Annotated in this window: 11 protein-coding genes; 8 read left to right on the top strand and 3 right to left on the bottom strand. The window is 64.4% G+C overall.

The window, feature by feature from the left end:
* Positions 1 to 170 precede the first annotated feature (170 nt).
* From CQ12_RS19590 to upp, 3 genes are read left to right on the top strand one after another with little or no spacing between them, the layout of a single operon-like run.
* On the top strand, positions 171 to 1,421 hold the full coding sequence (locus CQ12_RS19590; protein WP_057836943.1) for a GTP cyclohydrolase II: 1,251 nt from the start codon (positions 171 to 173) through the stop codon (positions 1,419 to 1,421).
* Positions 1,422 to 1,441: 20 nt separating this feature from the next.
* On the top strand, positions 1,442 to 2,680 hold the full coding sequence (locus tag CQ12_RS19585; protein WP_057837091.1) for a URC4/urg3 family protein: 1,239 nt from the start codon (positions 1,442 to 1,444) through the stop codon (positions 2,678 to 2,680).
* Between the two features lie 26 nt (positions 2,681 to 2,706).
* Positions 2,707 to 3,336 (top strand): uracil phosphoribosyltransferase, encoded by a 630-nt coding sequence (gene upp / locus CQ12_RS19580; protein WP_057837090.1) that lies wholly within the window; start codon positions 2,707 to 2,709, stop codon positions 3,334 to 3,336.
* A gap of 15 nt (positions 3,337 to 3,351) precedes the next feature.
* On the opposite strand, the gene CQ12_RS19575 is transcribed toward upp, so the two are convergent.
* The 3 genes from CQ12_RS19575 to CQ12_RS19565 all read right to left on the bottom strand — a co-directional run bounded on the left by CQ12_RS19575 (position 3,352) and on the right by CQ12_RS19565 (position 7,241).
* Positions 3,352 to 4,854, bottom strand: a complete 1,503-nt coding sequence (locus tag CQ12_RS19575) for an AMP nucleosidase (protein ID WP_057836942.1) — start codon at positions 4,852 to 4,854, stop codon at positions 3,352 to 3,354.
* 83 nt (positions 4,855 to 4,937) lie between these two features.
* Complete coding sequence (gene aptA, locus CQ12_RS19570; protein ID WP_057836941.1) at positions 4,938 to 6,284, bottom strand: omega-aminotransferase AptA; 1,347 nt, start codon at positions 6,282 to 6,284, stop codon at positions 4,938 to 4,940.
* A 27-nt stretch (positions 6,285 to 6,311) separates the two neighbouring features.
* On the bottom strand, positions 6,312 to 7,241 hold the full coding sequence (locus CQ12_RS19565) for a GntR family transcriptional regulator (RefSeq protein WP_057836940.1): 930 nt from the start codon (positions 7,239 to 7,241) through the stop codon (positions 6,312 to 6,314).
* Between the two features lie 58 nt (positions 7,242 to 7,299).
* On the opposite strand from CQ12_RS19565, the gene CQ12_RS19560 reads away from it, so the two are divergent.
* The 5 genes from CQ12_RS19560 to CQ12_RS19540 form a co-directional block, all read left to right on the top strand.
* Entirely contained in the window at positions 7,300 to 8,457 is a 1,158-nt protein-coding gene (locus CQ12_RS19560) for a C45 family autoproteolytic acyltransferase/hydrolase (protein ID WP_057836939.1), read from the top strand.
* Positions 8,457 to 10,022 (top strand): ABC transporter substrate-binding protein, encoded by a 1,566-nt coding sequence (locus CQ12_RS19555; RefSeq protein ID WP_083519378.1) that lies wholly within the window; start codon positions 8,457 to 8,459, stop codon positions 10,020 to 10,022. The genes CQ12_RS19560 and CQ12_RS19555 overlap by 1 nt, the downstream gene beginning before the upstream one ends.
* A gap of 15 nt (positions 10,023 to 10,037) precedes the next feature.
* Positions 10,038 to 10,982, top strand: a complete 945-nt coding sequence (locus CQ12_RS19550) for an ABC transporter permease (RefSeq protein ID WP_057836938.1) — start codon at positions 10,038 to 10,040, stop codon at positions 10,980 to 10,982.
* Positions 10,979 to 11,791, top strand: a complete 813-nt coding sequence (locus tag CQ12_RS19545; protein WP_057836937.1) for an ABC transporter permease — start codon at positions 10,979 to 10,981, stop codon at positions 11,789 to 11,791. Before CQ12_RS19550 ends, CQ12_RS19545 begins: the two co-directional genes overlap by 4 nt.
* The coding region (locus tag CQ12_RS19540) for an ATP-binding cassette domain-containing protein (RefSeq protein WP_157088339.1) at positions 11,788 to 12,626 on the top strand (839 nt) is incomplete at its 3' end. The genes CQ12_RS19545 and CQ12_RS19540, both read left to right, overlap by 4 nt.

The following is a 12,626-nucleotide window of genomic DNA, read 5'->3' as shown; positions in this document are numbered from 1 at the left end:
GGTCAGCCGACGGACCTCGTCCGGCGTGGGAATACCTCTCTTGATTGTTGTGTATTCGCGCAACTTCCCTATATAATGCTGTATGGGTCGGTGACCCGCGCAAATTCAATTGGTTTTCCGGTCAGGCCCGTCATTCAGGCGGGCCGTTGCCGTTTTGGGACTACCGAAAGATGAGCCAGTCCAATCGTACCGATCATATCCGCCTGACATCGCATCCGGTGCCCGGTGCGACGCATGAATTCCCGATCCGCTGGGGTGCGCCGACCGCGCGCGAACGTGGTCCGATCATCGGAACGGTATCACGTCCACAGGATCGTAACGTGATTGGCACTCACGGCGGCTCCTATGCGGTCTACCGCGCGCTTGCCGTATCTTCGGGCGCACTGGACCCGATCCGTCGCCCCGATCTCACCAACACGCACCCGGCCGCGACCGTTGGACCGTTTGCGCAATGGATGGATCCGGAGCGGATTGTTGCGCTCGATCCATGGGGACATCTCGTCGCGGAGAATTTTCGCGCCGAAATCGCCGAGGGTATCGATATCAGGCCGAGCATCGCGATCACGCGCGCCCGTCTCGATCTTCCGGAAATTCAGGCGGCCCTGGCGGCCAAGCGGCTGGAGGCCGATGGCGAGTTCGTTCATGCCAGCGGCTCCGTCTCCGTCGTCAAGATCGCGATCGATCCGGTTTGGTATCTGCCCGGCATCGCACAGCGCTTCGGCACCAGCGTGACCAACCTACGGCGTGCACTGTTCGAGCAGACGGCCGGCATGTTTCCCGAGCTTGTCACGCGCCCCGATCTGCAAGTCTTTCTTCCGCCGATCGGCGGGACGACCGTCTATCTGTTCGGCGATGTCACGAAGCTTCCGGATCATCGGACCAAGATCACCTGCCGCGTCCATGACGAGTGCAACGGCTCCGACGTCTTCGGCTCGGATATCTGCACCTGCCGTCCTTATCTCATCCATGGCATCGAGGAATGCGCGCGCGCCGGACAAGCCGGCGGTCTGGGCGTCATCGTCTACAACCGCAAGGAAGGCCGGGCGCTCGGCGAGGTCACGAAGTTTCTGGTCTACAATGCGCGCAAGCGTCAGGAAGCAGGCGACGATGCGGCCGCCTATTTCGAGCGAACGGAATGCGTTGCCGGGGTTCAGGATGCACGCTTCCAGCAATTGATGCCTGACGTCATTCACTGGCTGGGATTGAAGCGGATCGACCGCTTCATCTCGATGAGCGACATGAAGTACGATGCGCTAACGGGGCAGGGTATCGAGATTGTCGAGCGCGTCGCCATTCCCGACGACATGATTCCGGCCGACGCCCATGTGGAGATCGCCGCCAAGAAAGCCGCGGGATATTTTTCGCCCGGCCAGAAGCCCGAAGACCTGATCGCCTCCGGTCGGCCGCTCGAAAAATATTAGGGCGGGCCGGACCATTGATCGTGACCGCAGACACGAGCGCAGATGCCCTTTCTCTTTTGACTGCGAAAGCGGTGCGCACTCGTGCCCACCGGCTGCTGGAAATCGGCTTGAACGGCCAGCTTCGACATTTCCGGGTAAACCTTGGCCGGCTCGACGCGGCGGTTGATCTCGTGCTTGCGACAACGCGCAGGGCCTATCCGGCATTCGACGTGCCTTTTCATTCGCGCTGGCGCCATTTCGTCGTTGGTGGCGTCGATCGCTGGGCGGCGCTTGCCGATGTGAAGGAATGGCGCGGCGGCAAAGAGCGCGCCCGTGCCGAATTCGACCTCGCCATCGTCAGCGTGCTTCTCGACGCCGGCGCAGGTCCGTCGTGGCGCTATCGCGATCCCTCGACGGGCGCAAGGATCGGCCGTTCGGAAGGCCTGGCGCTCGCCAGTCTGGACATGTTTGCGCGCGGCGTGTTCTCAGCGAAGGCTGACGAACCGCTGCGAGCCGATGCCACTGCGCTTGGGCGATTGACCGTTGCCGATCTGCGGACTGGCTTTCAGATCGCCGACGACAATCCGCTGGTTGGCCTCGAGGGACGTGTCGGTCTTCTTCGTCGGCTGGGCGAACAGGTATCAGCGGCGCCGCAGGTTTTCGCCCGCGAGGACACAGCGCGGCCCGGAGGATTGTTCGATCATCTCGCGGGGGCGGCCGAGCAGGGGTTGATCGAGGCCCCGACGATTCTGTCAGAGCTTTTGCGCCAGTTGGGGCCGATCTGGCCCTCACGCATCACGCTGGGCGGCATTCCGTTGGGGGATTGCTGGCGTCATCCGGCGCTCAAGACCGAAGATGCGACCAGCGAGCTGGTGCCGCTGCACAAGCTGTCGCAGTGGCTGTCATATTCGCTGATCGAGCCGATGCAGCGGGCGGGGCTGCAGGTGACCGATATCGACGGCCTCACGGGCCTTGCGGAATACCGCAATGGCGGATTGTTTGTCGACGCCGGGGTGCTGGAGTTCCGCGATCCCGCGGACGCGCAACGCGAGCACGATGTCGCGTCTGCACTCGTGGTCGAGTGGAGAGCGCTGACCGTTGCGCTGCTGGACAGGCTGGCGGATCTGCTGCGGCAGTGCGTGGGTCTTGATGCCGTCTCGCTTCCACTGGCGAAAATTCTGGAAGGTGGCACCTGGGCGGCGGGCAGGGCGATGGCGTTCGAACGCCGGCCCGACGGCTCTCCGCCCGTCAAGGTCGTCAGTGACGGCACAGTTTTTTGAGCGACTATTCGCAAGAGGGCAAGAGCATGGAAGGCGTTACGATCGTGGATCACCCGCTGGTCCAGCACAAGCTTACGCTGATCCGGGACAAGACGATTTCGACCAAGTCGTTTCGCGAGCTCCTCAAGGAGATCGGCATGCTGCTGTGTTACGAGGTAACGCGCGATCTGCCGTTGACCGATGTGGAGGTCGAGACGCCGCTTGCACGCATGCACTCCGCCAAGATCGCGGGAAAGAAACTGGTTTTCGTGCCGGTATTGCGGGCAGGGGTGACGTTTGTCGACGGAATGCTGGATCTCGTTCCGACCGCCCGCGTCGCGCATATCGGGCTCTACCGCGAACCGCAGACATTCGTGGCGGTCGAATATTTTTTCAAATCGCCGTCCGATCTTCACGAGCGGTTGGCAATCGTGGTGTCGCCGGTTCTTGCGACCGCGAACACGGCGGTAGCGGCGGTGGACAGGCTGAAGGAGCGCGGCGCGAAGGATATCCGGTTGGTATGCCTTCTCGCTGCGCCGGAAGGTGTGGAGCGTTTCCGGGGCCTGCATCCCGACGTGCGGGTGTGGACGGCCGGGATCGACGAGGGGCTGGATGCGAACGCCTTTATCCTGCCCGGCCTCGGCGATGCCGGGGATCGCGCTTACGGGACGCGATAGCTGCCAGGTTGCGCTTTACTGGAAAGCCGTTTCCGAGAAGTTTCGGAGCTTGCGCGAGTGCAATCGCTCCAATGGCATCTCCGCCAGCTTTTCCAGCGCCCTGATGCCGATCGTCAAATGCTGGCTCACCTGGCGCTTATAGAACTCGGTGGCCATGCCGGGCAGCTTCAGCTCTCCGTGCAATGGCTTGTCAGATACGCATAGCAAGGTGCCGTAGGGCACGCGAAAGCGAAACCCGTTGGCTGCGATGGTCGCCGATTCCATGTCCAGCGCGATCGCCCGCGACTGCGATAGCCGCTGCACCGGACCGCGCCGGTCGCGCAGTTCCCAGTTGCGATTGTCGATGGAGGCGACGGTGCCGGTGCGCATGATGCGCTTCAGGTCGTATCCGGAAAGTCCCGTCACTTCCGCCACGGCTTCCTCGAGCGCCACCTGGATTTCGGCGAGCGCGGGAATCGGCACCCACAACGGGAGATCGTCGTCGAGAACATGGTCTTCGCGCACGTAAGCGTGGGCCAGCACGTAGTCGCCCAGCGCCTGGGTGTCACGCAATCCGGCGCAGTGCCCGAGCATCAACCAAGCATGCGGTCTGAGCACGGCGATATGGTCGGTGATCGTCTTGGCGTTCGCCGGCCCGACGCCGATGTTGACCATGCTGATGCCGCCATAGTTCGGCTTCTTCAAATGATACGCCGGCATCTGCGGCAGACGTTGTGCCGGTGCGCCGGCGTCAAGCCGCTGTTCGCCGGGGTAGGTGATGACGTTGCCCGGCTCGACGAATTCGGTATAGCCACCGCCGCCTTTCGCCATCAGCTCCCTGGCGCGCGCGCAGAATTCGTCGATGTAGAATTGGTAGTTGGTGAAAAGTACGAAATTCTGGAAGTGCAGCGGGTTGGTGGCGGTGTAGTGCGTCAGGCGATGCAGCGAATAGTCGACGCGCTGCGCGGTGAATTGCGCCAGCGGCCGCGGCCGGCCGACCGGCGCCTCATATGTGCCGTTGGCGATCTGATCGTCAGTTCCATCAAGGTCGGGAACGTCGAACAGGTCCCGGAGCGGACGCTTGATGTGCTTGGCGGCGCTGCCGTCAACATAGGTGCCTTCGAGAAAAGCAAAATGCAGCGGGATCGGCGTATCCGATTCCGATACGACGACCGGAACGCCATGATTGTGCATGATCAGATCAAGCTGCTCGACGAGGTAGGTTTCGAACAGGTCGGGCTGGGTGATCGTGGTCGAGAAGTGCCCGGGCGTCGGCATATGGCCATAGGCCTGGCGGGAATCGATCTGCGTATAGGAGTTCGTGGTGACGCTGACTTCCGGATAGAAGGCCCGGTAGCGCCGGTTGCTGTCGCCGCCAGCCGCGAGCGCCGCGAAGGAGTCACGCAGGAACGAGGTATTTCTCGCATAAAGCGATCGCAAGGCCGCGACCGCCTCCCGTGCGTCGTCGAAGCTTTGCCGCGGGAAGGGCTCCGGCGTGGCTATTGAACCAATGGCTTGGGGCTGGCCGTGATTCCTCATGGCCTTAACATAGTATCTTGGACCGGCCGTGGGGAGGCATGGCGAGGCGGTCCCGTCAGGAACTTTCCCGGCCTATTCGCGCGTCATCCCACGGCGGCGAGGGCGCGGCGGATAGCGGCGAAGAGGGCCGCGATCTGTTCCTCCTCGATGATCAGCGGCGGCGACAGCAGCAGCGTATCGCCGCTGGCGCGGATCAGGAAGCCGTCGTCATAGCAGCGGCTGGCGCATTCGGCCCCTCGTGCGCCTGGGGCGCCGTCGCGGGGCCTGAGGTCGATGGCCGCCAGCAGGCCGATGTTGCGGATGTCGATGATGTGCGGCGCGTCCTTCAGCGCATGCGCGGCGGCTTCCCAGAGCGGCGCGATGCGTCGCGCCTGCTCGAACAGAGCCAGGTCCTGGTAGACGTCGAGCGCGGCGAGCGCCGCGGCGCAGGCGAGTGGATGGGCTGAATAGGTGTAGCCGTGAAACAGCTCGATGGTGTTTTCCGGTCCCGCCATCAGCGCATCGTAGACCTTGCCGCTGACGATGACGCCGCCCATCGGCACGGCGGCATTGGTCATGCCCTTGGCGCAGGTGATGAGGTCGGGCGTGACGCCGAAGGCATTCGCGGCAAAGGCCGCGCCGACGCGCCCGAATCCCGTGATCACTTCGTCGAAGATCAAGAGGATGCCATTCCGGTCACAGATTTCGCGCAAGCGCTCCAGATAGCCGACGGGCGGGGGGAAGACGCCGCCGGAGCCGGTCACGGGTTCGACGATCACGGCGGCGACTGTCGAGGGATCGTGAATCGCGAGCAGTTTTTCGAGCTCATCGGCGAGATGCGCGCCCCAACTTGGTTGTCCTCGCGAGAATGCCATTTGCTCGGGATTGTGCGTGTGCGAGAGATGGTCGACCTCGGGCAACAGCGGGCCGAAATCCCGGCGATGGCGAACGATGCCGCTCACGGACAGTCCACCCCAGCCCATGCCGTGATAGGCCTTGGCGCGGGAGATGAAGCGGATGCGGCTGGCTTCGCCGCGGGCGCGGTGGTAGCCGCGCGCAATCTTCAGCGCGGTATCGACGGATTCCGAGCCGGAGTTGGTGAAAAAGACATGGTCGAGCCCGGACGGCGCGATCTGGGCGATGCGGCCGGCCAGCTCGAACGCGGCCGGATGGCTCATCTGGAATGAGGAGACGAAGTCGAGCTTGGCGGCCTGGGTCTGGATCGCATCGACAATGCGCCGTTGGCCGTGTCCGGCATTCACGCACCACAGTCCCGCCATGCCATCGAGAATGCGCTGCCCGTCCTGCGCGACGTAGTGCATGCCTTCGGCGCCGACGAACAGGCGCGGCTTCGACTTGAACTGCCGGTTGGGCGTCATCGGCAGCCAGAACGCCTCCATGGCCTCGCGGGTGAGGGGAGTATTGGAAGACGCGGCTTGCGATACAGGCATGGATGGCTCCTGAAATTTTCGAATGCGCTAGCCGGTTGCCGGCACGGCGGCGTCTGTGTTGCGCTTGAGCTTTGCCGCGTCTTCCAGATGCCGGCGCAACAAGGCGGCGGCCTCCACCTGCTCGCCGGCTTCGAGCCGGTCGAGGATGGCGAGATGTTCGCGGCAGTTCGTCACCACGCGCTGGTAGCCGAACGTCCAATCGTAATTGGCGAAGCGCCGGAGCCGGTTTTGCTGCTGCACCCCAACCAGCAGGAAGCGGTTGCCGGAGGCCGCAGCCAGGCCTTCATGGAACGCGGCGTTCATTTCGTAGAGCGCGATGCTGGCGGTCTCGTTCCACGGCATTGCCATCATCTCCTGGTGGCGGCGGCGCATTTCGGCGGCCCAGTGCGGATCGAGCCGGAAGCCCGGCTCCAGTAGTCCGGCAGGCTCGATCAGCAACCGGTAGCGATAGCTCTCGTCGCGGGCCTGTGCGTCGGCAATGATCGGCTGGAAGCGCCAGCCATGTCCAGGCTTGCGCTGCACGGCCGCCACCTCCGCAAGCTTCGTCAGCACGCGCTGCACGATCGGGCGCGTCGCGTCGTATCGCTGCATCAGGTCGCGCTCGGAGACGTCGACCGGCAATCGGCCGGCGCGGCAATCGCGCGCGATGGCGAGGAACAGGCGGCCGGTGTCGTCAGGAGCAGGAGGGGCGGGCACCTTGTGGTCTGGCGGAACCGCATCGGCGACGAAATAGCCGCGCCGTGCGCCCGGTCGCACCAGCCGGCGCCGCGCCAAAAGTTTCAGCGCCGCGCGCACGGGCGTGCGTGAAACCTGCAGCCGTTCCGCCAGCGCCACTTCCGCAAGTCGCGTTCCGGGCACGAGTTTTTCCGCCCGGATGAAGTCCAGAATCCCCGCCGACAGCTCGCGCTGCAGGCGGCTCGGGGCCGGTTTTTCGCGGGTTGAAGATTTTTGTTTCATGTCATTACAAAATACATTAGGCTTCGATCAATTGCAAAGGGAAGTTGAGCCTGTGTCGATGGTCGAACCGTTTCCGCTGATCGAGATTTCCGGCCCGCCGCAGGAGCGCGGCCGGCAATATGGCGCCAAGGCCGCCGACCGGATCCGCAAGGGCGTGTCGCATTATCATGCGCAGCTCAAGGATCTGTCGCTCGATGCGGCCGGCGTGTCCGCGCTGGTGCGCGACTATCTGCCGGTCATCGAGGCATTCGAGCCGGCCTATATCGAGGAGATGCGCGGCATTGCCGAAGGCGCGCGCGTGCCGTTCGAGGACGTGGCGCTGCTCAACGCCCGCACCGAGATTCTCAAGCTCGCCAAACCCGAGGTGCGCGCGCGGCTGAAGACGCCGGACGAGCCCGATGGCTGCACCGGCGTCGTCGTGCTGCCGCAGGCAGCCGGCTCCGGCCGTCTCATTCATGCCCAGAACTGGGACTGGAAGCGTGAATGCGCCGAGACCGCCGTCGTGTTGAAGGTGCGCCGCGACGATGGGCCCGACCTCATGACGTTCACCGAGGCCGGCGCGCTCGGGCGCTGCGGCTTCAATGCGGTCGGCATCGCCATCACGGCGAACTACCTGGAATCCGATCGCGACTACCGGGATGTCGGCGTGCCGCTGGCCCTGATCCGCCGCAAGGTGCTGGAGAACGAGCATGTGGCACTCGCGATGCGCACCGTTTATTGCAGCAAAAAGTCCGCGGCCAACAACATGATTGTCAGCCATCGCGACGGCGTTGCGATCGACTTCGAATGCGCGCCCGACGAGACCTTCCAGGTGCATCCGGAGCGCGGGTTGCTGGTCCACGCCAACCACTTTGTCAGTCCGGTCGCGCTCGGCAAGCTCCGGGATACCGGCATCTTCAATACTCCCGATAGCCTCTACCGCGACATCCGCGTCCGCGAGCTGCTGCAGCCGCATATCGGCGCCATCACCTTTGACACCGTCAAGGCGGCGCTGTTCGATGATTTTGCGCATCCGTGGTCGGTGTGCCGCCCGCCGCGCCAAAATCTCAGCAACAATCTCAGCGCCACCGTCGCGATGATCCTGATGGAGCCGGCGAGCGGGGTGATGGAAGCCGCGCCGTTGCCGGCGCTGAACCGGCAGTTCACTACCTATCGGCTCGACGTGTCGCCAGGGCGAACACAGGCAGATCCGCCGACCGTTGCGAGGGCGTCCTGATGCTGATGCGTCGGCCATCCGGTGCAGTGGTGGTCGGCCTGACTCTGGCCTGTCTTGCTGTGATGCCGACGTGCGCCACCGCGGAGACGGTGCTGCGCACACGCCTCAACGCCGACATCCGCTCGACCGATCCCGGCACCAACCGCGATGCCAATACCGACGGGGTGGTGGCGCACATGGTCGAGGGCTTAGTTGCCTTCCGTGAAGACACCTCGATCGGCCCGATGCTGGCTGAAAGCTGGAATGTCTCGAACGACGGCAAGACCTACACTTTCCATCTGCGCAAGGGCGTCAAATTCCACAATGGCGCGACCATGACGGCGGAGGACGTCGTCTGGTCGCTCAAGCGCTGGCTCGATCCCGCAACGCAATGGCGCTGTCTTTCTGAATTTGGACCAAGCGGCATCGCCCGGATCGAGAGAATCGAGGCGCCCGATCCGCAAACGGTTGCCGTAACGCTCGACCAGCCGACCGCTCTGTTCCTGCCCACGCTGGCGCGGCCGGATTGCGGGCAAACCGCAATCATCCATCGTGACTCCGTCGGGCCGGACGGCAAATGGATCGCGCCGGTCGGCACCGGGCCGTTCAAGCTCGGCGAATGGAAGCGCGGCCAGTATATCGATGTGGCCCGCTTCGATAATTATGCGTCACGCAACGGGCCGCGCAGCGGTTACGCCGGCGCCAAGACCGCTGAAGTTGATCGGGTGCGCTTCAACGTCATTCCCGACAGTTCCGCCGCCAAGGCCGGCCTGCTCAGCGGCTCGCTGGATGCGATCAGCGCGCTGGGAGTCCCTGATCTGGAAGACCTCAAGTCGCGGCCGGAGGTGCAGATCAGCGTTACGCCGGCACTCGGGCTGACCGGCATCCTGTTCCAGACCAGGGATCCGCTGCTCAAGGACGTCCGCATCCGCCGCGCCATCGCGCTCTGCCTCGATACCGCGCAGATCGCCGATGTCGTGATGCAGGGCACCGCGCGCGCCAACAATTCGGCGCTGCCGATCGGCAGTCCATTCTACGGTGAAGTGCAGGCGCACGGTTACACGCAGAACATCGCGGAAGCGAAGAAGCTCTTGGTCGAGGCCGGCTATCGCGGCCAGCCGATCAAGATGATCGCCAACAAGCGCTACGGGTTCGTCTTCGATTCCGCCGTTCTGGTGCAGGCGATGGCGCAAGCCCTCGGCATCAATATCGAGATCGAGGTGCTGGACTGGGCCACCCAGCTCGACCGCTACAATCGCGGCGATTACCAGGCGATGGCCTTCGTTTATTCGGCGCGGCTCGATCCATCGCTGAGCTTCGAGATGCTGACAGGACCGAAAGCGACACAGCCGCGCAAGGTCTGGGACAATCCGGAAGTGCAGGAGATGCTGCGTCAGTCGATGATGACCGACGACACCGCCAAACGGCAGGCGCTGTTCGACGAGATGCACCGCCGCTTCATCAAGGACGTGCCGATGATCGTGCTGTTCAACGGCGCCGAACTCGCGGCGCTGCGCAAGAATATCAAGGGATATGCCGGCTGGCTCTATCCGCAGCCGCGCTTCTGGGGCGTGAGCGTTCAGTAGACACGGACCACGGCGATGTTGGGTTACCTTGCAAGACGGCTGGCGATGACGGTTCCGACGCTGCTTCTGGTGGCGATCGCGGTGTTCACGCTGGTGCGGCTGATCCCCGGCGATCCCGTGCAGGTGATGCTGGGCGATGCCGCGGAGCCGGCGCAGGTCGCGCAGATGCGCGCGCAACTCGGGCTCGATCAGCCGATCCCGCTGCAATTCGTGCACTGGCTCGCCAAGCTTTTGACCGGCGATTTCGGTCATTCCATTACCGACAATCTGGCCGTGTTGCCGTTGATCCTGGAGCGTTTTCAGGTCAGCGCAATCATCGTGCTCGTCGCGGTCGGGCTTGCGGCCTGCGTCGCGGTGCCGGCCGGCCTGGTCGCGGCGTGGCGGCAGAACAGCGCGCTCGACCTCGCGGTAGTCGGCAGCGCCACGCTGTTGCTCTCGATCCCGAGTTTCTGGCTCGGCTTGCTGTTGTTGCTGCTGTTCGGCCTGAAGCTGAAATGGCTGCCGGTGATCGGCTATGTGCCGTTCTCGGAAAATTTCTGGCAGGCGATGGTGTTCATGGTGCTGCCGATCGCAACGCTGACCATGATCGAGATCGGCGTGCTCACGCGCATGGCGCGCGCCGCCTCGATCGAGGTGTTGCGGCTCGAATATGTCACGCATGCGCGCGCCAAGGGCGTGCCGGAATGGCTGGTGCTCGGCCGGCACGTGCTGCCGAACGCCTTTGCGCCGACCTGGACGCTGATCGGGCTCGTGCTCGGGCATCTGCTCGGCGGCATCGCCGTCATCGAGACCGTGTTCACGCTGCCGGGCCTCGGGCGGCTGCTGGTGGATTCGATCTTCGCCCGCGACTATCCGGTGGTGCAGGGCTGCCTCCTGTTCACCGCGGTCATCTATGTCGTCGTCAATCTCATTGTCGACCTCTGCTATCCATTGTTCGATCCAAGGGTCACTCTGGCATGAAGGTGCGTGCCAATACCGCGATCGGCGGCTCCCTGATGGCACTCGTGCTCGGCGCCGCCGTGACCGCTGCATTCTGGACACCGTTCGATCCGCTGCGGGTCAATCTGCGGGCGCGGTTGCAGCCGCCATCCTCGCTGTATTGGCTCGGCACCGACGAGTTCGGCCGCGACGTACTGAGCCGTGTGATGGCGGGGGCCGCGACCAGCGTCGTGGTCGCCCTTCTCACCGTCGCACTCGCGATCGCGGTCGGCGTGATGGTGGGTGTTGTCACCGGCTATCTGCGCGGCTGGACCGATCGCGTCATCATGGCGGTCAACGACGCGCTGCTCGCCTTTCCCGGCATCCTGCTGGCGCTGGCGGTCATGATCGTGGTCGGCGCCAACAAGTTCGGCCTCGTGCTGGCGCTCGGGCTTGCCTACATCCCGTCGGTTGCGCGCGTGGTGCGCGGGACGGTGCTGTCGATCCGCGAGAAAGAGTACATCGAAGCCTCGCGCGTGATCGGCAATTCCGAAGTCTATTCCATGCTGCGCCACGTCCTGCCCAATGCCGTGGCACCGGTCGCCGTGCTGGCGACCAGCATGTTCGGCTGGGTGCTGCTGGCGGAGAGCGCGCTGAGCTTCCTCGGCCTCGGCGTGCCGCCGCCGGCGCCGACCTGGGGCAACATGCTGGCGGCGAGCCGGCCCTACATGGAAAGCGCGGTCTGGCTCGGCATGGCGCCCGGCTTGTGCATCGCGCTGACGCTGCTTGGCATCAACCTGCTCGGCGACTCCTTGCGTGATCGCCTCGACCCCAGGATGGCGCACGGATGACGGTTTCGCTGCTTACGGTCGAAAATCTGCGCATCGAGGCCGCTCGGACCGGTGCGAAGGTGGTCGACGGCGTCTCCTTCGCGATCGAGCGCGGCGAGTTTCTGGCCGTGGTCGGCGAATCCGGCAGCGGCAAGACCGCGGCGGCGCGGGCGGTGCTCGGCCTGCTTCCAACCGGGCTTGTCAGGACCGGCGGGCAGATCGCGCTCGACGGGGAGGACTTGACCACTGCATCGCCGAAGCGGATGCGCGCCGTGCGCGGGCCATCGATCGGCATGGTGTTCCAGGAGCCCATGGTATCGCTCAATCCGGCGATCAGCATCGGCGCGCAGATGGCGGAAGGCCTCGCGCTGCACGAGCGGATTTCAAGGAGCGAAATCCACCGTCGTTGTCTCGATATGCTCGCGCGTGTGCAGATCCGCGATCCCGAGACTACCTTTAATGCCTTTCCGCACGAATTCTCCGGCGGCATGCGTCAGCGCATCATGCTGGCGTCGGTGATGCTGCTGAGACCGAAACTCCTGATCGCGGACGAACCGACCACGGCCCTCGACACGCTGACGCAACGCGAGGTGCTGGACCTGATGGTCGCACTGGCGCGCGATCACGGCACATCGGTGATGCTGATCACCCATAATCTCGGTCTGGTGTCGCGCTATGCGCAGCGTGCCGTGGTATTGCGGCAGGGCAGGATGGTGGAAACCGGCAGCGCGTCGCAGATCCTGTCGGCGCCGCGCGAGGCCTACACTCGGCAATTGGTCGACGCGCTGCCGCGCCGAGGCGCCGGTGCTGCGCGCCAGGCGGCCGGCGAGCCGCTGGTGAGCGTCCGCGCGCTCAA

Source organism: Bradyrhizobium jicamae (genome assembly GCF_001440395.1).
Lineage (GTDB): Bacteria > Pseudomonadota > Alphaproteobacteria > Rhizobiales > Xanthobacteraceae > Bradyrhizobium > Bradyrhizobium jicamae.
Note: the sequence above shows the minus strand (reverse complement) of the source record. Positions and strands in the feature narration are given on the sequence as shown.

What these genes read in the sequence shown, in the direction of transcription:
- CQ12_RS19560 (WP_057836939.1), top strand. Translation starts at nt 7,300, where the DNA reads ATGGTCGAACCGTTTCCGCTGATCGAGATTTCCGGCCCGCCGCAGGAG.
- upp (WP_057837090.1), top strand. Translation starts at nt 2,707, where the DNA reads ATGGAAGGCGTTACGATCGTGGATCACCCGCTGGTCCAGCACAAGCTT.
- CQ12_RS19545 (WP_057836937.1), top strand. Translation starts at nt 10,979, where the DNA reads ATGAAGGTGCGTGCCAATACCGCGATCGGCGGCTCCCTGATGGCACTC.
- CQ12_RS19590 (WP_057836943.1), top strand. Translation starts at nt 171, where the DNA reads ATGAGCCAGTCCAATCGTACCGATCATATCCGCCTGACATCGCATCCG.
- CQ12_RS19550 (WP_057836938.1), top strand. Translation starts at nt 10,038, where the DNA reads ATGTTGGGTTACCTTGCAAGACGGCTGGCGATGACGGTTCCGACGCTG.
- CQ12_RS19555 (WP_083519378.1), top strand. Translation starts at nt 8,457, where the DNA reads ATGCTGATGCGTCGGCCATCCGGTGCAGTGGTGGTCGGCCTGACTCTG.
- CQ12_RS19575 (WP_057836942.1), bottom strand. Translation starts at nt 4,854, where the DNA reads ATGAGGAATCACGGCCAGCCCCAAGCCATTGGTTCAATAGCCACGCCG.
- aptA (WP_057836941.1), bottom strand. Translation starts at nt 6,284, where the DNA reads ATGCCTGTATCGCAAGCCGCGTCTTCCAATACTCCCCTCACCCGCGAG.
- CQ12_RS19565 (WP_057836940.1), bottom strand. Translation starts at nt 7,241, where the DNA reads ATGAAACAAAAATCTTCAACCCGCGAAAAACCGGCCCCGAGCCGCCTG.